The sequence below is a fragment of the Bordetella tumbae genome, from assembly GCF_965139195.1.
Lineage (GTDB): Bacteria > Pseudomonadota > Gammaproteobacteria > Burkholderiales > Burkholderiaceae_B > Bordetella_A > Bordetella_A tumbae.
The window spans coordinates 19,009-37,694 of the sequence record NZ_CBCSJH010000048.1 but is presented as its reverse complement, the minus strand read 5'-3'; the positions used below and the strand labels follow the sequence as shown (position 1 = coordinate 37,694).

At 60.5% G+C, this 18,686-nt stretch carries 13 protein-coding genes; 7 read left to right on the top strand and 6 right to left on the bottom strand.

Features of this window, described 5'->3' with window-relative positions; genetic code table 11:
- Positions 1 to 569: 569 nt before the first annotated feature.
- Positions 570 to 1,463 (bottom strand): DUF72 domain-containing protein, encoded by an 894-nt coding sequence (locus tag ACNA0J_RS27145; protein ID WP_415822012.1) that lies wholly within the window; start codon positions 1,461 to 1,463, stop codon positions 570 to 572.
- An 87-nt stretch (positions 1,464 to 1,550) separates the two neighbouring features.
- Between ACNA0J_RS27145 and ACNA0J_RS27140 the strand changes: the two genes are divergently transcribed.
- From ACNA0J_RS27140 to ACNA0J_RS27110, 7 genes are all read left to right on the top strand, one after another.
- Complete coding sequence (locus ACNA0J_RS27140) at positions 1,551 to 3,629, top strand: ATP-dependent helicase (RefSeq protein ID WP_415822010.1); 2,079 nt, start codon at positions 1,551 to 1,553, stop codon at positions 3,627 to 3,629.
- 73 nt (positions 3,630 to 3,702) lie between these two features.
- Positions 3,703 to 4,707 (top strand): magnesium and cobalt transport protein CorA, encoded by a 1,005-nt coding sequence (locus ACNA0J_RS27135; protein WP_415822009.1) that lies wholly within the window; start codon positions 3,703 to 3,705, stop codon positions 4,705 to 4,707.
- 158 nt (positions 4,708 to 4,865) lie between these two features.
- Positions 4,866 to 5,582 (top strand): thermonuclease family protein, encoded by a 717-nt coding sequence (locus ACNA0J_RS27130; protein WP_415822017.1) that lies wholly within the window; start codon positions 4,866 to 4,868, stop codon positions 5,580 to 5,582.
- Positions 5,583 to 5,643: 61 nt separating this feature from the next.
- Entirely contained in the window at positions 5,644 to 7,902 is a 2,259-nt protein-coding gene (locus ACNA0J_RS27125) for an ABC transporter substrate-binding protein (RefSeq protein WP_415822008.1), read from the top strand.
- Positions 7,899 to 8,876: an ABC transporter permease gene (locus ACNA0J_RS27120; RefSeq protein ID WP_415822006.1), complete on the top strand. Its 978-nt coding sequence runs from the start codon at positions 7,899 to 7,901 to the stop codon at positions 8,874 to 8,876. Before ACNA0J_RS27125 ends, ACNA0J_RS27120 begins: the two co-directional genes overlap by 4 nt.
- Positions 8,877 to 8,881: 5 nt before the next feature.
- Positions 8,882 to 10,363, top strand: a complete 1,482-nt coding sequence (locus ACNA0J_RS27115; protein ID WP_415822005.1) for an ABC transporter permease — start codon at positions 8,882 to 8,884, stop codon at positions 10,361 to 10,363.
- Positions 10,360 to 12,084 (top strand): ABC transporter ATP-binding protein, encoded by a 1,725-nt coding sequence (locus tag ACNA0J_RS27110; RefSeq protein WP_415822004.1) that lies wholly within the window; start codon positions 10,360 to 10,362, stop codon positions 12,082 to 12,084. The genes ACNA0J_RS27115 and ACNA0J_RS27110 overlap by 4 nt, the downstream gene beginning before the upstream one ends.
- Here the strand turns inward: ACNA0J_RS27110 and ACNA0J_RS27105 are convergent.
- From ACNA0J_RS27105 to acnA, 5 genes are all read right to left on the bottom strand, one after another.
- Positions 12,041 to 12,571 (bottom strand): DUF1178 family protein, encoded by a 531-nt coding sequence (locus ACNA0J_RS27105; protein WP_415822003.1) that lies wholly within the window; start codon positions 12,569 to 12,571, stop codon positions 12,041 to 12,043. The genes ACNA0J_RS27110 and ACNA0J_RS27105 overlap by 44 nt on opposite strands.
- A gap of 88 nt (positions 12,572 to 12,659) precedes the next feature.
- Positions 12,660 to 13,217 (bottom strand): elongation factor P, encoded by a 558-nt coding sequence (gene efp, locus ACNA0J_RS27100; RefSeq protein WP_415807500.1) that lies wholly within the window; start codon positions 13,215 to 13,217, stop codon positions 12,660 to 12,662.
- A 152-nt stretch (positions 13,218 to 13,369) separates the two neighbouring features.
- Positions 13,370 to 14,566, bottom strand: a complete 1,197-nt coding sequence (gene earP / locus ACNA0J_RS27095; RefSeq protein WP_415822002.1) for an elongation factor P maturation arginine rhamnosyltransferase EarP — start codon at positions 14,564 to 14,566, stop codon at positions 13,370 to 13,372.
- Positions 14,567 to 14,577: 11 nt separating this feature from the next.
- The gene (locus ACNA0J_RS27090) at positions 14,578 to 15,780 is read right to left on the bottom strand and encodes a DUF2863 family protein (protein ID WP_415822001.1); all 1,203 of its coding nucleotides are present in this window, start codon (positions 15,778 to 15,780) and stop codon (positions 14,578 to 14,580) included.
- A 143-nt stretch (positions 15,781 to 15,923) separates the two neighbouring features.
- Complete coding sequence (gene acnA, locus ACNA0J_RS27085; protein WP_415821999.1) at positions 15,924 to 18,623, bottom strand: aconitate hydratase AcnA; 2,700 nt, start codon at positions 18,621 to 18,623, stop codon at positions 15,924 to 15,926.
- Positions 18,624 to 18,686 lie beyond the last annotated feature (63 nt).

Genomic DNA, 18,686 nt, shown 5'->3' with positions numbered 1-18,686 from the left:
CCGGGCATGCGGCGGGGTGGCGTGGTGCCAGTTTGGAAGATCTGCTTGGCTAGAGTTGATGCATGCGGAGATGGGTCGCACATCTTTGAATATCGCGAAGTTGGGGTGCGAACAATATGATGGCCTATGAGAAATCGTGGCTCGAGAGATCTTCTGTTTGCCACCGATGCCAAAGCCCCCGCATGCAGATCACGAACGCTATTCATTGGCGCGCCCGTAGGCGCCAATGAATAGCCGCCCTGCAAGATCTTCATCCTTGTAAAAGCCAGTTCCTACGAAGCCTACGTAGACCACCCGTGCCAGCGACGAGGGAATCAGAGATTCTGCGAGTCGAGGCGGGGCAGTGACCGTGTTGGCGCGCCTCGTGGCTGAGCGAGTGGAGGTCGTAGGGAGGCCCGAAGGGGCCGGACGAGACGAACGAAGCGGTGTCGGACGCGCAGGCGGCCGACCGGCCACGTGAAGCGCCAACACGGTCACTGCCCCGCCTCGACGTCCAACAGAACTCATACCCCCGTCCTGCCCCGGTACAAAACCTCGCTATTCAGGACGAACCAAAGACCCATGCAACATCACTGATGAATACGCAATGCTGCAGCCAATCCCGCCGCATTACGCATCCCCTGATCCTGATAGTTGGTATTCAGCACTGCATGAGCGCTGCGCACCTGCTCTGCCAAACGCTTCAGCCGTTGCGCCAGATCAGCGAGTTCCTCTGGCGAATATTCGTATTGAAAACGGCCTGATGAGGCACCGCTGCTATTGTCCCAAGCAGCCGCATTGCGCCCATGCAAACGCAACACCGCCAGCTCGGGATGCGTGCTGGCCCACACGGCAGGGACCGTGTTGTCGAACCCCTGCGGCGCATCAACGACTGTGTGCGCCATCCCCGCATCGCGCAGCAAATCCAGCGTCCACGCGCTCGCCGAGCTATTTTCAAACCAACTGCGATGGCGGAATTCCACTGCCATCAGGTGTTCCTGCATGTGCCGTTCGCATTCGCGTAACAGTGCGACCCCGCGAGGATTCCTCTGTACCCAGGGCGCAAATTGAAAATGGATAGCGCGCAGCTTGCCCGCCATCCGCAGCGGTTCCAGGCCGACCAGAAAACGTTGCCAGAGCTCGCGCTGCAGCTCCGCAGGCAGTTGGTGATAGAACACCGTGGCCGGGGCGTCGAGTTCGCGTTGAATGTCGGCCGGCAGGTCCCGCACGGGGGCGGGGTGTCCTGTGAACAGGCGAAAAGCCTTGGCATGAAAGACAAAGTCGTCGGGCGTGCGTGTAGCCCACGCATGCGCAGTCCGGCCATCGGGCACGCGATAGTACGTGGCGTCGACCTCGACCAGCGGGAACTGACTGGCGTAATAGCGCAGACGCGCTTCGGGCGTGCGCACGTCCGGCGGATAAAAGCGGCCGCACGCCAATAGCGTCGGGTCGGTCCAGGATGCGGTGCCAGTGAGAATAGGCATGGTGAGGCGCGGGTGGTCGTGTCGCAGTGGGCAGTAACGGGAAAGATCCGTTATCATCTGTATGAATATACAGTTATTTTTTCCCTCATGGCTGCTGACACCGATTACCTCTCCGACCTCAATCCCGCCCAGCGCGAGGCCGCGGAATTCGGCGTGGGGCGGCCGGACGCGCCCGCTTTATTGGTGATTGCCGGGGCCGGCTCGGGCAAAACCAGCACCCTGGCGCATCGCGTTGCCCATTTGATCGTCAACGGCGCCGATCCCCAGCGCATGCTGTTGCTGACCTTTTCGCGTCGCGCGGCGATGGAAATGGAACGTCGTGTGGGCCAGGTCTTGCAGCGGGTGATGAAACTGCATCACACGCAGCAGGCTCCCTCGCTGCCCTGGGCTGGCACGTTTCACAGCATCGGTGCGCGCTTGCTGCGCGACTGCGCCGGTCGCATCGGCCTGTCGGAAAACTTCACGATTCATGATCGGGGTGATGCCGAGGACTTGATGGGCATGGTGCGCCATGAGCTTGGTTTATCGGCCACCGCCGAGCGTTTCCCGCTCAAGGGCACTTGCCTGGCCATTTATTCGCGTGTCATCAACAGCCAGGCCCCTGTCGCCGAGGTGCTGAAGCAAGCCTTCCCGTGGTGTGCCCAATGGGAGGATCAGCTAAAACGTCTATTTGCCGCCTATGTGCAGGCTAAACAAGATCAACAGGTGCTCGATTACGACGACCTGCTGCTGTACTGGTCCGAGCTGATGCAAGACAGCGTCCTGGCCCAGGATGTCGGTGCGAGATTCGATCATGTGCTGGTCGATGAATACCAGGACACCAATCGTCTGCAATCCGCTATTTTGCTGGCGATGAAACCGGATGGCCGGGGGCTGACCGTCGTCGGTGACGATGCGCAGTCGATCTATTCTTTCCGCGCGGCGACTGTACGCAATATCCTGGATTTCCCCTCGCAATTCGCGCAGCCTGCGCATGTCATCACATTGGATCGCAACTATCGCTCGACGCAGACGATTCTGGATGCGTCCAATGCCGTGATCGACCTGGCCAGCGAACGCTTTACGAAAAACCTCTGGACGGATCGCGAGTCCACCAGTCGCCCCGCGCTGGTCACGGTGAGCGACGAGGCCGGCCAGGCGCGTTGGGTTGCCGACCAGGTCCTGGCGCATCGCGAGGCCGGCGCCACGCTCAAATCGCAGGCTGCCCTGTTTCGCGCCTCGAATCACAGCGCGGCACTCGAGCTCGAACTCACGCGCCGCAATATCCCGTTCGTGAAATTCGGCGGGCTGCGTTTTCTCGAGGCCGCCCACATCAAGGACGTGCTGTCGTTGCTGCGTTGGGCGGAAAACCCCCGCAGCCGCTTGTCCGGGTTTCGGGTCGCGCAATTGCTGCCTGGCATCGGGCCGGCGATCGCGGGCCGATTGATGGATGCTTTAGCCGATGCCGCCGATCCTATGGCTGTACTCAAGGATTTCAAGCCCGGTGCCGCAGCGAAAGCGGATTGGCAGGCCTTTGTGGATGCCTACGCCGCATTACGGGCGCCCGGTCAGCGCTGGCCGATGGATCTGGACGTTGCATTGCGCTGGTATGCGCCGCAACTGGAACGCTTGTATGACGATGCGCGCGTGCGCAAGGCAGACTTGGATCAGTTGTCGCGCATCGGCGCCGGCTATGGCAGCCGCGAGCGCTTTCTGACCGAGTTGACGCTGGACCCGCCCGATGCGACCAGCGCCGAGTCCGGCCCGCCGTTGCGCGACGAGGACTACATGATCCTGTCCACCATCCATTCGGCCAAGGGGCAGGAATGGAAATCGGTATTCGTGCTGAACGTGGTGGACGGATGCATCCCGTCTGACATGAGCACCGGCACCAGCGACGAGATCGAGGAAGAACGGCGCTTGCTCTATGTGGCGATGACGCGGGCAAAAGAGCAATTGCAATTGATCGTGCCGCAGCGGTTCTACGTGCATCAGCAAACCGGCTTGGGTGATCGGCATGTGTACGGGTCTCGCACCCGTTTCATTCCCGAATCGCTATTGCCCTTGTTCGAATCGCTGCCAAAGCCCCCCTCGCTAGAGGACCTGCCGTTCGGACGAGGGGTGCGCCCGGTCGATTCCGCGCCGCGCATCGACATTGCGCAGCGGGTTCGCAAGCTGTTCAGCTGAGCTATCATGCGTTGATTGCCCGGCGGGCACTTTGTGTCCCCGTACATCTGGGCTTGCTACAGCGGAGGTTTGCGTGTCGCACAAAGAACCCACTCCCTCATCGCCACAAAGCGGAGTGGTGGCATCGGTGGCGTATGTACAGGGGGAGCGTTCTCATGACGTGCCCCTGGACGAGATCAAGTCCTACACCTGCCAACCGGAAAACCTGCTGTGGATCGGATTGCGCAATCCCGACGCCGAACTGTTGCGTCAGGTCGCGGATGATCTAGGTATCCGCCCCAAGACCCGCGACGAAATGCTGGAGATGCACCGTCGGCCCAAGATCATCGATTTTGGCCATTGCGTTCTGATCGTGGCCATCACCGTCGAGGTCGAGCACGGCCGCCCGAGTTTTGGTGAGACCCAGATCGTCATCGGGCGCGGATTTTTGGTCACCGTGCGGCGCGGCGCGCTCGCAACGCATAGCGGGCTGCGTGAGCGTCTGGAGTCCGCGCCTGATCTGTTGCGGCGTGGCAGCGACTATGTTGCCTCGGAATTGCTCGATCTGCTGATCGATCGCTACGTCACCGCCGCGACCGAGCTCGAGAGCGTGGTCGAAGGGGCTGAGCAAAAATTGATGATTCGTGGCGCCAAGGATTCCGATATTCGCAAACTCTATCGGCAGCGCCGCGATTTATTGCGTATTCATACGGTCATTGCACCGTTGGCGGAAATCTGCCGCCGTCTGGCGACTATGGATATGTCGAACGTGGACGTCAACGCACGGCCGTATTTTGCCGTCGTGGCGGATCGGGTCCTGCGTGTCGATGAACTGATCAACGGATTGCGTGAGGCCTTGGCCTTTGCCTTTGAGGCCAGCCTGATGATTGCGCAGACACAGCAAAACGACATCACCCGTCGTTTGGCCGCCTGGGCCGCCATTCTGGCAGTGCCGACGGCCGTCGCGGGCATTTACGGGATGAATTTCGAGTTCATGCCCGAGCTCAAGTCTCATTGGGGATATCCGGTGACGTTGTCGGGTATCGCCACCGCGTGCGCGGTGTTGTATTGGCGGTTCCGTAAAGCGGGTTGGCTATAGGTTGCCATAGGGCGGCCCTCCGTGCCGGAAATCGCTCGGTATGGGAATTCCAGGATCATTTTCCCAGGGGGCTGCTGCTCAACTTGACACTCCCTGAGCTGACTGCTGAGGCCCGGATATGGCAAACTGCATGGCGTTATTTTTTTCAGGATATTTCCATCTTGCGTAGGCAGTTTTCCTTTGGTGGCCTCGGCCGCAAACTGGGCAGCGTTCTCGGCATTGCGATCGCGGCTGCGGTGGTTCACTGGTTCCAGGGTGAGCCGGACAGCCCGCCCGCGACCGCGCCTGCCAATCAATCAGCGTCGGGTCAGCAGGCGCAGTCCTCCGCCGGATCTGCGAGCGCACAACGGTCGTCCACACCTGCCACCCGGGCAGCGACGGGCTCGGGTGCGGTACCCGCGGGCCGCTATACCCTGCAGGGCGTGGTGAGCAAGGTCGCCGACGGCGATACCGTCACCCTGACGGTCAACGGCAAATCCCGTCGTGTCCGGCTCGACAGCATCGATGCCCCCGAGACTGGCCACAGCGCGCAGGAGCCCGGTCAACCCTATGCCGAAGCCGCGCAGCGCTATCTGGACAAATTAGTCGGCGGCAAAACGCTGACCGCGCAGTGCTATCGGCAAGACCAGTTCGACCGCGACGTGTGTGCGTTGCTGTTGCCAGATGGCAATTCGGCCAACCGCGTCATGGTCGCCTCGGGTTATGCCTGGGCCTATACCGCACGCCGGGGCGATTACCTGAATGATGCCGCCATGCCTGGACTGCAACAGCAGGCGCGACAGGCCGGCCAGGGGCTCTGGGCGCAAGGCGGGCCCACCGAGCCCTGGAAATGGCGCTACGAATGTTGGCGTAACCAGCGCTGCGACGCTCCCTGAGTCCCCACCTTTGCTATGCTGTGCCCCAAGGCTTGAACGGGACACTACACGGAAACGGTTTATGGGTGCATGGCTGCAGCGGATGTCGATGGTCGTACTGGTGTCGGTACTTACCCTGACGGGATGTACGCGAGACCCCATTAACAGTCCCTATGACACCGGCGCGTTGTCCAAAAACACCCTATATACGGCGTTCGTCAGGCAGTCGCCCAAATATCTGGACCCCGCCCGCTCATACTCCAACGACGAAACCCCGTTCACGTACAACATCTACGAGCCGCTCTATGGATATCAGTATCTGAAGCGACCGTACGAACTGATCCCGCGCGCAGCGGCAGAGATTACGCCGCCGCGCTATCTGGATGCGCAAGGGAACGTTCTGCCCGCGGATGCGCCGGGCGAACAGATTGCCGAAAGCGTTTACGACATCCCGATTCGGCACGGCATTCTGTTTCAGCCGCACCCGGCATTCGCCCGGGAGACTGATGGCCGAGATAGCTATTTTCCGTTGCGACAGGGCGAGTTGGATGACAAGTTCTATCTGACGGATTTCCCCCAAACCGGTACCCGCGAGCTAACCGCCAACGACTATGTGTATGGGTTCAGGCGCTTGGCTAGTCCACGGGTGGCTTCGCCGATTTATTCCTTGATGGCCGATCACATCATTGGCATGCAAGACTATGGCAAGCGCCTGCAACAGCGCGATGCAGAGTTGCGCAAGGGTTTGCCTGCAGGTCAGCGCGATCTGCCGTGGTTGGATCTGCGTGAGGATGACGGATTCGAAGGTGTGCAGGCGGTGGACGAGCACACCCTGCGCATTCGTATCAAGGGCAAATATCCGCAGTTCAAGTATTGGCTGGCGATGACATTCACCGCGCCTATTCCCTGGGAGGCGGATCGTTTCTACAGTCAGCCCGGCATGGCCGCGCACGATTTGTCGTTGAATACATGGCCCGTGGGCACAGGGCCCTACATGTTGGTGGAGTCGCTGCAAAATCGCCGCCATGTGTTGGCGCGCAACCCGAATTTTCGCGGCGAACCGTATCCTTGCGAAGGCGAGCCCACAGACCAGGCGCGCGGCCTGCTGGCCGATTGCGGCAAGCCCACGCCGTTCCTGGACCATATCGTCTTCAATATCGAAAAAGAGGCGTTGCCGCTGACCGGCAAATTCATGCAGGGCTATTACGATATCCCGCAGGTCGAGCGCGGCGAAATCGGCGTGGCCATGCTGGTGGCCGCCGGTGACTCGCCAGACAAGGCCAAGACCTATCGCGATCACGGCATTCAACTGCCGACGACCATCGAGACTTCGATCTGGTACATGGGATTCAACTGGCTGGATCCTGTCGTCGGGCAGGGGGATACCCCGGAGCAACAAGCAAAAAACCGCAAGCTGCGCCAGGCCATCAGTATTGCGTTCAATTGGGAAGAGTACATCGCTGTCTTTGAAAACGACCAGGCGGTGGCGGCCAACGGGCCTGTGCCGCCGGGCGTGCTCGGTTATCGCGAACCGCCTGCAGGCATCAACCGCGAGGTCTATGACATCGTCGACGGCAAGCCGAAACGCAAACCGCTCGAGGTGGCCAAACAATTACTGGCCGAGGCCGGCTACCCGAATGGCCGCAATGCGCAAACGGGCGCGCCGTTGATCTTATATTACGACGCCATGACCGGCGGCGGATCCAACCCGATGTTTGACTGGATGCGCCGCCAGATGGCGCAGATCGGCATTCAGCTGGATATCCGGTCGACGGACTATGGCCGTTTTCAGGACAAGATGCAGCGCGGAGCCGCGCAGATTTTTTTCTGGGGTTGGCTGGCGGACTATCCCGATGCCGAAAATTTTCTGTTCTTGTTATACGGCCCGAACGGCAAGGCAAAGCATGGCGGCGAGAACGCCGCCAACTATACCAATGCCGAATTCGATCAGCTGTTTGAACAGCTGAAATATCTGGACGACGGCCCCGAAAAAGTCGCCGTCATCGATCGCATGCAAGCCATCGTGCAACGCGATGCGCCATGGATGTTCGGCTACTTTCCCATGTCGGGTGGAGCTTACCAACAGTGGGTCGGCAATGCCAAGCCCACGCAGATGGTGCGCAACATCCTGCAGTACATCAAAATCGATCCGGCATTACGCGTGAGCAAAATCGACGAGTGGAATACGCCGCGCTGGTGGCCGCTGTGGCTATTGGTGATCGTCGTGGCGCTGGCTATCTGGCCGTCTTATGTCGCCTTGAAACGCCGTGAGCGGCAAACCGCATTCGGGTCACGTCCGGTCACGCCTACGGTGCAGTCCTCCAAGGAGTCCCAATCATGATCGGCTATGTGATTCGCCGCCTGTTATACGGGGTGTTGATCCTGATCGGGGTGAACCTGCTGACCTTTGTGCTGTTCTTTGCCGTGAATACGCCAGACGATATGGCGCGTCTGGCCATTGGCGGACAACGCGTGAGCCAGGAGGCGATCGACCGCTGGAAGACCGAGCACGGTTACGACAAACCGCTGTTTTTCAATACGCAAGCCACAGGTACTCAACAACTGACCGACACGGTTTTCTATCAGCGTTCGGTGCCGCTGTTGACGATGGAGTTCGGCGCCTCGGATGCGGGACGCGATATCAGCCGCGAGATCCGCATGCGAATGGGGCCCAGCCTCGCCCTCGCGATTCCGACGTTTTTTCTGGGCTTGTTTGTCAGCGTCGTGTTTTCGTTGCTGCTGGTGTATTTCCGGGCAACGCGTCTGGATTTTTGGGGCGTGGTGTTGTGCGTGATATTGCTATCGATATCCAGCCTGTTTTACATCATTGCCGGACAATGGTTGTTCGCAAAGCTCCTGCGATTGGTACCGTATTCGGGCTTTTCGGGCGGGCTGGATATGATCAAATTCCTGGCATTGCCCGTGCTCGTTGCCTTGGTATCGCGCTTGGGGCCCGAGGCGCGCTTTTATCGCGCCTTGTTCCTGGAGGAGGTGGGCAAAGACTACGTGCGCACGGCACGCGCCAAAGGACTGACCGAGCGCGTGGTGTTGTTCCGCCATGTCTTGCGTAATGCCATGCTGCCGATCTTGACCGGGACAGTGTCGGCTATCCCCTTGTTGTTCATGGGCAGCCTGATCGCCGAGTCGTTCTTTGGGATTCCCGGATTGGGCAGCTACACCATCGACGCCATCAATGCGCAGGATTTTTCCATCGTGCGGGCCATGGTGTTTCTGGGGGCCGCTTTGTATATCGTCGGGCTGATTCTGGCCGATATCTCCTATACGCTGGCTGATCCCCGCGTGCGTTTCGAGTGACCGCCATGCCAAAATTCGTATTTCTGTGGACGGATATTGCGCTGTTTCTGCTGGTGGCGGCGGTGCTGTTTTATGCGTGGCGCGTGCGCCGCAGTCCAACGCTGCGGGCGACATGGGCCAAGGTGGCGCGTGACGCGCCGGCAATGAGTTCGGCGGTCGTGCTGTTGGCGTTTGTCGTTGTGGGGTTGCTGGATTCCATTCACTATCGGCCGCAGTTGCCGCCTGCGCCAGGGGCCGCCGCCGATGCGCCGCCGATATACGCGCCCGCTGTGCAATCGGCCTTGGATGGTCTGCTGCACGGCACCGTACTGACCCGGCCCGAAAAAACCTACTCAAAGCCGCTCGCCGCGCGTCAGTTCACCAAAGAAACCGAGTTGATCGATGGCCGCCCGTTGCGTGATTTTCCGCGGTTGCGCAGTGGCGGTGCGCATTTGGAAAACCCCGAGACCGAGTTGACGGGCGATGTCTTGCGGCGGCTGGCGTGGGGGGTGGCAGGAGGCGCCGCCGCGGCGCTGTTGGGCGCTCTCTTCCTGGCCGGAGCGTTGTCTCGGTCATATGGCGGGGCGCGGCAAGCTTGCGCCGACGTGGCTTGCGGCCGCACGGAGCTGCCCTGGCGTGCGATGTGGACGACGTATGCGGTGCTGTGCCTCTGCACGGGGGCGATCGTCGGCCTGGCCAGTGGCTATCACGTCTTCGGTACGGACCGCACGGGCAACGATGTGTTGTGGCAGGCGCTCAAAAGCATACGTACAGCATTGGTGATCGGCAGTTTGACGACCTTGGCCATGCTGCCTCCCGCGATTGGTTTCGGGTTGGCGGCGGGCTATTTCAAAGGCAAAGTCGATGACGCGATTCAGTATATCTACACGACACTGACGTCTATTCCCGGCGTGTTATTAGTCGCCGCTTGCGCGTTGATGATGCAGGTGTATATCGATACGCATCCCGATTTATTCGATACATCGGCGTCGCGTGCAGATCTGCGTTTGTTTTTGCTGTGCATGATTCTGGGACTGACAGGCTGGTCGGGTTTGTGCCGTTTGTTGCGCGCGGAAACCTTGAAACTGCGCGAGCTGGAATACGTGCAGGCAGCGCGCGCGTTTGGCGTGTCGCATTGGCGCATCATGCGCCGCCACCTATTGCCCAACGTCATGCACATCGTGTTGATCACGGTCGTGCTGGAGTTTTCCGGTCTGGTGCTGTATGAAGCCGTCTTGTCTTACCTGGGCATAGGGGTGGATCCCGGGATGAACTCGTTTGGCTCAATGATCGATGGCGCGCGCCTGGAAATGTCGCGTGACCCGATGGTGTGGTGGAATCTATTGACGGCTTTCATTTTCATGCTGGCATTGGTGCTGTCCGCCAATCTATTTGCCGATGCCGTACGCGAAGCCTTTGATCCGCGTGTGCGGCGCTATCGTCCGGGAGGATGGTTGAAAAAGAAACTGGGCGCGCCTGCCAAAGCAGAGAAGGGGGCGGCACAATGAACGCAGCCGCAGATACGTTGCTGGCCGTAGACGGCCTCGAGGTCGCAATTGCCGGCGAGACCGGCATGACTCATGCCGTCAAGCGTTTACAGCTCGCCATCGAACGCGGAGAAACCTTTGCGCTCGTCGGCGAATCCGGCTGCGGCAAAAGTATGACGGCATTGGCGTTGCTGCGTTTGTTGCCCGACGCGGGCCGTATTGTTGGCGGACAGATTGCGCTCGACGGAATGGATCTGAATCAGCTGCCCGAAAGCGAGATGCGCGGGGTACGCGGAGGCCACATCGGTATCATCTTCCAAGAGCCATCCACCAGTCTGAATCCAGTGATGCGGGTGGGTGATCAGATACTGGAAACATTGATGGCGCATACGCCATTGCGTGGTGCCGCCGCGCGTGCGCGGGCCATTGACTGGCTGCGGCGCGTGGGCATTCCCGAGCCTGAACGCCGGATCGATGATTACCCATTCCAGTTTTCCGGCGGGCAAAAGCAGCGGGTCATGATCGCCATTGCGCTTGCGGCCGAGCCGACGCTGCTGATTGCTGATGAGCCTACGACGGCCTTGGACGTGACGGTGCAGGCACAGGTGCTGGACCTGCTGGCTGATATTCAACGCGAAATGGGTATGGCGATATTGCTGATCACTCATGATCTGGCTGTGGTGCGCAATGTGGCCAAGCACGTCGCGTTGATGCGCGGCGGAGAGATCGTCGAAAGTGCACCTGCAGAGGTGTTCTTTGAGCGGCCAAGACATCCGTATGCGCGTCAATTGTTTGATGCGATCCCTACCTTTGAAAAGCGCGGGCGGCCGTTGGCGGCGTCGGCAGGGACGACAGAAAATGACGTCTCCAATACGTCGGCATTACCTCGCCAGCCAGGTGACATCGTCCTCGACGTGCAGGATCTGCTCGTGCATTACCCCGTGCGCAAAGGTTTGCTGCGCCGTATCGATTCGTGGGTACAGGCGGTCAACGCCGTTACCTTTACTCTGCGTGCAGGCGAGACGCTCGCGTTGCTGGGCGAGTCCGGCTGCGGCAAGACAACGACGGGCAAGGCACTATTGAGATTGATCGAAGGCGCAAAAATCGAGGGCCGCGCCTTGCTGAACGGCCGGGATCTGCTGCACGTCGAGCGCCGTGAATTGCGCCGCTTGAGGCAGGATATTCAGATCGTGTTCCAGGATCCCTTTGCCTCGCTCGATCCACGCATGCGCGTGGGAGATATCCTGGACGAAGGGATCGCTTCACTGCGTCCCGATATGTCACCGTCCTCACGGCGAGAACGCATACAGCATCTGTTGCAGCGAGTGGGCCTGCCGGAGGATACCGCCAGCCGTTATCCGCACGAGTTTTCGGGAGGGCAACGCCAACGTATCGCCATCGCCCGCGCCTTGGCCGTCGAGCCCAAGGTATTGATCTGCGACGAGCCCACCTCAGCGCTGGATGTGTCGGTGCAGGCGCAGATTCTGGATCTGTTGCGCGAGCTTCAGGCAGAGTTGGGGATCGCCTATCTGTTCATCACGCATAACTTCGGCGTCGTCGAATACCTGGCTGATCGTATTGCCATCATGCATGACGGGCGCATTGTCGAAAACGGCACGGCCGACGCTGTGCTGCATGCGCCTCAACATGAAACGACGCGCCGATTACTCGAGGCAGTACCGAGGCTGGCCTTCGGGACTACTGCAGCCGGTCATCATCCAGAAAATCGGGCAACGCCATGACGTCGATGCCGTCTTCGCTCAAGGCCCGTTGCTCGTCTGGCGTAGCGGTGCCTCGAATCGGACGATCGTCGGCTTCGCCGGCATGAATACGGCGGGCTTCTTCGGCAAAGCGAGGGCCGACGTTTTCGGTATTGCGAATGACCTTGCGGATTTCCTGCAACACGGCTGCTTGCAACTGAGCCATGGCGGCAGCGTCGGCGCTGGCAACAGGTGAGGACCCCGATCCAGCGGGCACAGGTGCGCCGCCGGCGGGAACAGGCGCAGCAGACTCTGCCTTGGCGGGATCCACGGACGGCGCTGCAGGCGCTCTCAGGTGCGAGACATTCAGCCTCGGCGCGGATAGCCGTTTGGTGATCGTGGCGGATCCACACATTGGGCACGTGAGCAATCCGCGCGCCTGTTGCGTGTCGTAGTCTTCGTGCGAACTGAACCAACCCTCGAAAAGGTGGCCTTGATCACATTGCAGGTCGAATACTTTGAGTGCCATGAGAGTGATAGTAGCGCGACAGCAAAACGGCGCCCGCGGGCGCCGTCGGAATACTGCCGCTGACAGGGCGGGCGGGCCGCCCAGGCGATCAGTTGACGCGGCTACGGTATTCGTTGGTGCGCGTGTCGATTTCGATCTTGTCGCCGATGGCGCAGAACAACGGCACGTTCAGTTCGTAGCCGGTGTTGATCTTGGCAGGCTTGAGGACCTTGCCCGAGGTGTCGCCACGGACGGCGGGCTCGGTGTAGGTGATCTCGCGCACCAGGATGGTGGGCAGTTCGACCGAGATGGCACGGCCGTCGTAGAACACGACTTCCACGGGCATGGCTTCTTCGAGGTAGTTCAGCGCGTCGCCCATGCTTTCGGCTTCGATTTCGTACTGGTTGTACTCTTCGTCCATGAAGACATACATGGGGTCGCCGAAGTACGAGTAGGTGCACTCCTTGCGCTCGAGCATGACGACGTCGAATTTTTCGTCGGCCTTGTAGACCGATTCGCTGGCCGAGCCGGTCAGCAGGTTCTTGAATTTCAGCTTGACGACGGCGGCGTTACGGCCGGACTTGTTGTATTCGGCCTTTTGGACCACGAGGGGATCCTTGCCGACCATGATCACGTTGCCGACTCGCAATTCCTGAGCGGTTTTCATTAATTAAAACTCCGGGTGATATAGCGCACTCGCCGTGCTTGCGCGCAGGGGATCCGATACGGCTGGCCCTGCGTGCCCCGGGAGGCTGTCAAAGTCGAGGCCTGGCTCGACGCAACATGCGCGGGCAGAGGGAACTCGGAAAACTCTCTATTCTAGCGTTTCTTGGACAATTTTGCGCAAAATTCAGCCAAGCTGTCCCCTAAATCGGGGCGGGCAGCTTGTGCCGTGTCCCAGGCACGGGCTGCGTCTTGCCAGTCGGTCCAGACAGGGGAACGCAGGGCGGCACTGAGGGCCGCGGCGGTCGTGGATACCCTCGGATTCAGGTCAGCCGTCGGCGGGACTACGCCGAAATCGCCCAGTGCGGCGTCCTCGCTATGCAGAGGCGTATTCCAGGCACGAATGGCCGCGTGGGCCTCGGCAGGGGCAGGATACCGAGTCAGCCAGGCCTCGAGTTTCTCGAGATGCACATTCTCGTCCTGAGGATAAATTTGCCACACCAGCGGGCGTGCTGCCCAGGCGGCCCGTACAAAGGAATCCTCGCCGCGGACAAAATTCAGGTCCGCACACCACAGCAGGCGATCAAAATCCGGCTGTGGGACGAAGGGAACCCGGGCGACTCGTACATGCTCACCAACCGCCACCATCTGCTCGAGGCTCGGTGCCACACCTTCTGGAACGATCAACACGGTGGGGCGGGCATCGTCGATCAGCGCCTTCACCAGCGCAGCGAGCGGTGCTTGGGGGTAGCAGAATAGCGAGACCACGCGGGCCCCGGCGCGCCAGTGTCCCAACACTGCCTCGCCCAAGCCCAGGTCGCGCAGAAAACGTTCTTGCTCATCACGAGAGGCCTGAAACGCCTCGCGTTCGGTGCTCAGCCCGGGCTCGTGCAGCAGTCCGCCCGTGGCTGGGGTGAAACCGGGGAAAAAGAAATACTTGGTCAAACCGTCGGGGCGTTGCGATGGCAGCCCGTGGCAGCTCTCGACCCAGGGCTCTGCACTGAGATATTCCAGGTTGATCCATATCGGCGGCTGCGCCTGGCCGCTATGCAGTTGTTGCTGCATGGCTCGTACGAATGCAGCGGGCGGGTCGCAGGCAAAAGCCTCGATGACCACATCGCCTGGGTCCAGGGCAGGGGGCTCGGGCGTCCAATGCACCACCTCAATGCCGTTGAATGTCTGCCGCACAGCGTCGGTCATGACGCCGGGCTGGATGCGGGAAAAGGCCCGCAAATCGTCAACCCACAGCCGTATCGACCAGCTGTGTCCGCACGCCATCCGTCGCGCCAGCCGCCAGCAGACCCCGATGTCGCCGTAGTTATCGACGACTCGGCAGAAAATATCGGCCCGCATGGCTGGCCTGCTCAGTGGAATTTGGCGGGAGTGGTGTCGGCGTCCTCGGGCAGCTCGGCGTGTACGAATTCGCCCAGCGGATTGGGGAACGTCGGCGCACCGCAGTCTTCGCAATACTCCGCCGGATGGGCGCCCGGAATATGGCGCACCTCGTGCACGCCGTATTCCTTGAGCAGGGCGGCGATCTCGTCGATCAGAGCGGGCTGATTTTCGTCCTCCTGCGGGTCATCCTCACGGCCATAGATAGGCCAGACACACCCGTAGTACACATCGTTGCTGTTACGCAGCGTAAATCCGATGCGGTATTCATCGATATGGCCCTCGCCACAGCCCGCGATCACCGCCCGCAAATCCGAGGCGCTGAGATTTACGGCGCCTTCGAGCCAGTTGATGGCAGCGCGCAGCGACAGCGGCCGCACGCGGCGATCGGCCTCGCGGTTGCTGATGTAATAGGCATCCGGCAACAGGCATTCGATGCCGCAGCCCGGCATCAAGGTCGCCAAGGTGGGTTGCGCCTGTGCCAACCAATTCGCCAGGCAGGCTTCGCGGTTGTAGGCGTCATCGCCAGCATGCTCCTGCCAGCGAAAGATCGGTGCGCGTTCGGGGACCGCTACCGCCCCGACCACATATCTGGTGTCAGCCAGCATATTGGTGGGCTCGGTCTCCGCATTCAGGGCGGGCTTGGACGTATCATTATCCAACGCCTGATTGCCCAGGCGCTGCATCCATTGCCACGTTTCCGAAAAGGTGCGGGGCATCTGGTCGATACTGACCAGATTCGGCATCAGCACAGCACGGGTTCCATCGGCCAGGATATGGCCATGCAGCTGCGCCAACAGCGTTTGCTGGGCCGTAGCGGGAATGGCCCCGGTCGGGATGGCGTAGCGTGTCCAGGCGGCGATAGGAATGACGATCAACAAGACGTCATAACGCTGGCCGTCTTTGTCGATCTGCATGGATTCGGACAGGGTTTCTGCCTGTTCGATCAGGACTTCATAGGCGCCGACATCGCGTTGCGACAGGTGATCCAGCGCAGACTCCAGCGTGGCATCCTGGTTGTTGCGCAGCAGCTTGGAAATCGACTCGGACAGCAGATTTTCCCAGTAAAGATCCTCCACGCGGCTGCCAGAGCGGCTCAATGACAGAGCGAACGAGGCCAAACGCGAGGCGTCACGATTCAGGCGGGGGGAAGCGGAACTGCGGACTCGGGCCATGTGTGATGAGGGCTCTCAAAGAGATTGGAACCCCCTAGTTTAACGCCGGTCCGCTATGTCGGCTCAGGCCGATGCGTGCTGGAAATATCACGTCTCAGCCCTGGATCCCCCGGGGCGAGCCCCGGGGGAGNCCTGAATGCCCGTCAGGCGGCCAACAACTGACGCAGCACGAACGGCAGAATGCCGCCGTGTTGGTAGTAGTCGACCTCGATGGGCGTATCGATACGCAGCAGGACTTGCACGTCTTGCCTGGAGCCATCGGCGCGGCGGATTGTCAGCGTGATGTCCTGCATGGGCTTGATACCGTTTTCCAGGCCCGAGATATCAAAGACCTCCGTGCCCGTGATGCCCAGCGAGGCAACGCTGTCATCGCCCTTGAATTGCAGGGGCAGCACGCCCATACCCACCAGGTTGCTGCGGTGGATACGTTCGAAGCTGCGAGCCACCACGGCCTTGACACCCAGCAACTGCGTGCCTTTGGCCGCCCAGTCGCGTGAGGAACCCGTGCCGTATTCTTCGCCGCCGAACACCACCGTGGGGGTGCCCTCGGCGACATACTTCATCGCGGCATCATAGATGGACAACTGTTCGCCCGTGGGCTGGTACAGGGTTTCTCCGCCTTCGAAACGGCTGCCGTCGGGCAGGGCCGGGATCATCAGGTTTTTGATCCGCACGTTGGCAAAGGTGCCGCGCATCATGATTTCATGGTTGCCGCGACGCGAGCCGTAGCTGTTGAAATCGGCCTTCATCACGCCGTGCTCTTTGAGCCATTTGCCGGCGGGCGAGGTTTCCTTGATCGAGCCGGCCGGGGAAATGTGGTCAGTGGTCACCGAGTCGCCAAAGATCCCCAGTGCACGCGCACCCTGGACGGTCGGAATCGCGCCCGGCGCCATGCCAAAGCCATCAAAGAACGGCGGCTCAGCGATATAGGTCGAGTCAGGCCAGTTGTACGTTTCGCCCGTCACGCCCTTGATGTTTTCCCACAAATCGCCAGGGTTGGTCTTGACCTGGCCGTAGTTGGTGCGGAAAGCCTTGGGGTTCAGTGCGTATTTGAGCAGCGCGTTGACTTCTTCGGTGGTGGGCCAAATGTCGCCCAGCCACACGTCGCCCTTTTTGCCCTTGCCGACCGGCTCGGTCATCAGGTCGCGCGTGATCGTGCCTGCCAAAGCATAGGCGACGACCAGGGGAGGCGAGGCCAGGAAATTTGCCTTGATGTTCGGGTGAATCCGCGCTTCGAAGTTGCGGTTGCCCGACAGCACGGCCGCGCAGACCAGGTCGTTGCCGAGAATGGCTTCGTTCAAATCCGGTGTGAGGTCGCCCGCGTTACCGATACACGTGGTGCACCCGTAGGCGGCAATGTCAAAGCCCAGTTGTTCCAGATAGGGCAGCAGGCCGGTTTTGGTCAGGTATTCCGTGACCACCCGGGATCCAGGGGCCAGCGAGGTTTTGATGTGCTTGGGCACAGTCAGGCCGGCTTTGACGGCCTTTTTCGCCAGCAGGCCGGCTGCCAGCAGCACGCTGGGGTTGGACGTGTTGGTGCACGAGGTGATGGCCGCGATCAGAATGTCGCCGTTCTTGATCTGGGTGCCCGTGCTGGTGGTGAAGGCCTGATCGAGCTTTTGGGCCGGCTGGTTAAAGCCGTTTTCCGCAATCGGCTTGGAAAACAGATCGCCGAACGTGGTCTTGACGTTGCCGATTTCGATACGGTCTTGCGGGCGCTTCGGGCCGGCCAGCGAGGGGGCAACCGTGGACAGGTCCAGCGTTAGCAGCTTGGTGTAGTCGACATCCGTGGCCTTGGGCACGCCGAACATCTTTTGCGCCTTGAAATAGGCCTCGAATGCGGCGATTTCCTCGGGCGTGCGGCCCGTGCCATGGAAATAATCGATGGTGCGTTCGTCGACCGGGAAGAAACCCATCGTGGCGCCATACTCCGGCGCCATGTTGCCGATCGTGGCGCGCTCTGCCACCGACAGACTGGCCGTGCCCGGGCCGCAGAATTCCACGAACTTGCCCACGACCTTTTCGCGACGCAGCATTTCCGTAATGGTCAGCACCAGGTCGGTCGCGGTCACGCCGCCGCGCAATTGACCCTTGAGCTCGACACCCACCACGTCAGGCGTCAGGAAATAGACAGGTTGGCCCAGCATCCCGGCCTCGGCCTCGATGCCGCCCACGCCCCAGCCGACCACGCCGATCCCGTTGATCATCGTGGTGTGGCTATCGGTGCCCACCAGCGAGTCGGGGTAATAGATGTTGTCTTTCTTGTGGACGCCACGGGCCAGATATTCCAGGTTGACCTGGTGAACGATCCCAAAGCCCGGAGGCACCACGCCAAAGGTATCGAATGCCTGCATACCCCATTTCATGAACTGGTAGCGCTCTTGGTTGCGCTTGAATTCCAGTTTCATATTCAGGTCCAGCGCGTCCTTTGTGCCGAAATAATCGATCATGACCGAGTGATCGACCACCAGGTCGACCGGGACGAGCGGCTCGATGCTCTTGGGATCCTTGCCCATTTTCTCGGCGACCGACCGCATGGCGGCGATATCGGCCAGCAGCGGCACACCGGTGAAGTCCTGCAGCACGACACGTGCCACGACAAAGGGGATTTCGTCTTCGCGTTTGGCGTTGGCCTGCCAGTTGGCCAACTGCTTGATGTGTTCTTCGGTGACCTTTTGGCCGTCGCAATTGCGCAGCACTGATTCGAGCACGATGCGGATCGAGACCGGCAGACGCTGCACGTCTACCCCCAGCGCCTTGCCCAGGGCCGGCAGGGAATAGAGCTGACAGGATTTGTCGCCGATCTTGAAATTCTTGAGGGTATTAAACGTGTTGTGCGGCATGATGGGACTCCGTGGGTGTGGGACCGCGTAAAGCTGCCATTTTCTGGCCTTTTGGCGCGTTTG

What these genes read in the sequence shown, in the direction of transcription:
- ACNA0J_RS27145 (WP_415822012.1), bottom strand. Translation starts at nt 1,463, where the DNA reads ATGCCTATTCTCACTGGCACCGCATCCTGGACCGACCCGACGCTATTG.
- ACNA0J_RS27140 (WP_415822010.1), top strand. Translation starts at nt 1,551, where the DNA reads ATGGCTGCTGACACCGATTACCTCTCCGACCTCAATCCCGCCCAGCGC.
- ACNA0J_RS27125 (WP_415822008.1), top strand. Translation starts at nt 5,644, where the DNA reads ATGGGTGCATGGCTGCAGCGGATGTCGATGGTCGTACTGGTGTCGGTA.
- ACNA0J_RS27120 (WP_415822006.1), top strand. Translation starts at nt 7,899, where the DNA reads ATGATCGGCTATGTGATTCGCCGCCTGTTATACGGGGTGTTGATCCTG.
- ACNA0J_RS27115 (WP_415822005.1), top strand. Translation starts at nt 8,882, where the DNA reads ATGCCAAAATTCGTATTTCTGTGGACGGATATTGCGCTGTTTCTGCTG.
- ACNA0J_RS27110 (WP_415822004.1), top strand. Translation starts at nt 10,360, where the DNA reads ATGAACGCAGCCGCAGATACGTTGCTGGCCGTAGACGGCCTCGAGGTC.
- ACNA0J_RS27105 (WP_415822003.1), bottom strand. Translation starts at nt 12,571, where the DNA reads ATGGCACTCAAAGTATTCGACCTGCAATGTGATCAAGGCCACCTTTTC.
- efp (WP_415807500.1), bottom strand. Translation starts at nt 13,217, where the DNA reads ATGAAAACCGCTCAGGAATTGCGAGTCGGCAACGTGATCATGGTCGGC.
- earP (WP_415822002.1), bottom strand. Translation starts at nt 14,566, where the DNA reads ATGCGGGCCGATATTTTCTGCCGAGTCGTCGATAACTACGGCGACATC.
- ACNA0J_RS27090 (WP_415822001.1), bottom strand. Translation starts at nt 15,780, where the DNA reads ATGGCCCGAGTCCGCAGTTCCGCTTCCCCCCGCCTGAATCGTGACGCC.
- acnA (WP_415821999.1), bottom strand. Translation starts at nt 18,623, where the DNA reads ATGCCGCACAACACGTTTAATACCCTCAAGAATTTCAAGATCGGCGAC.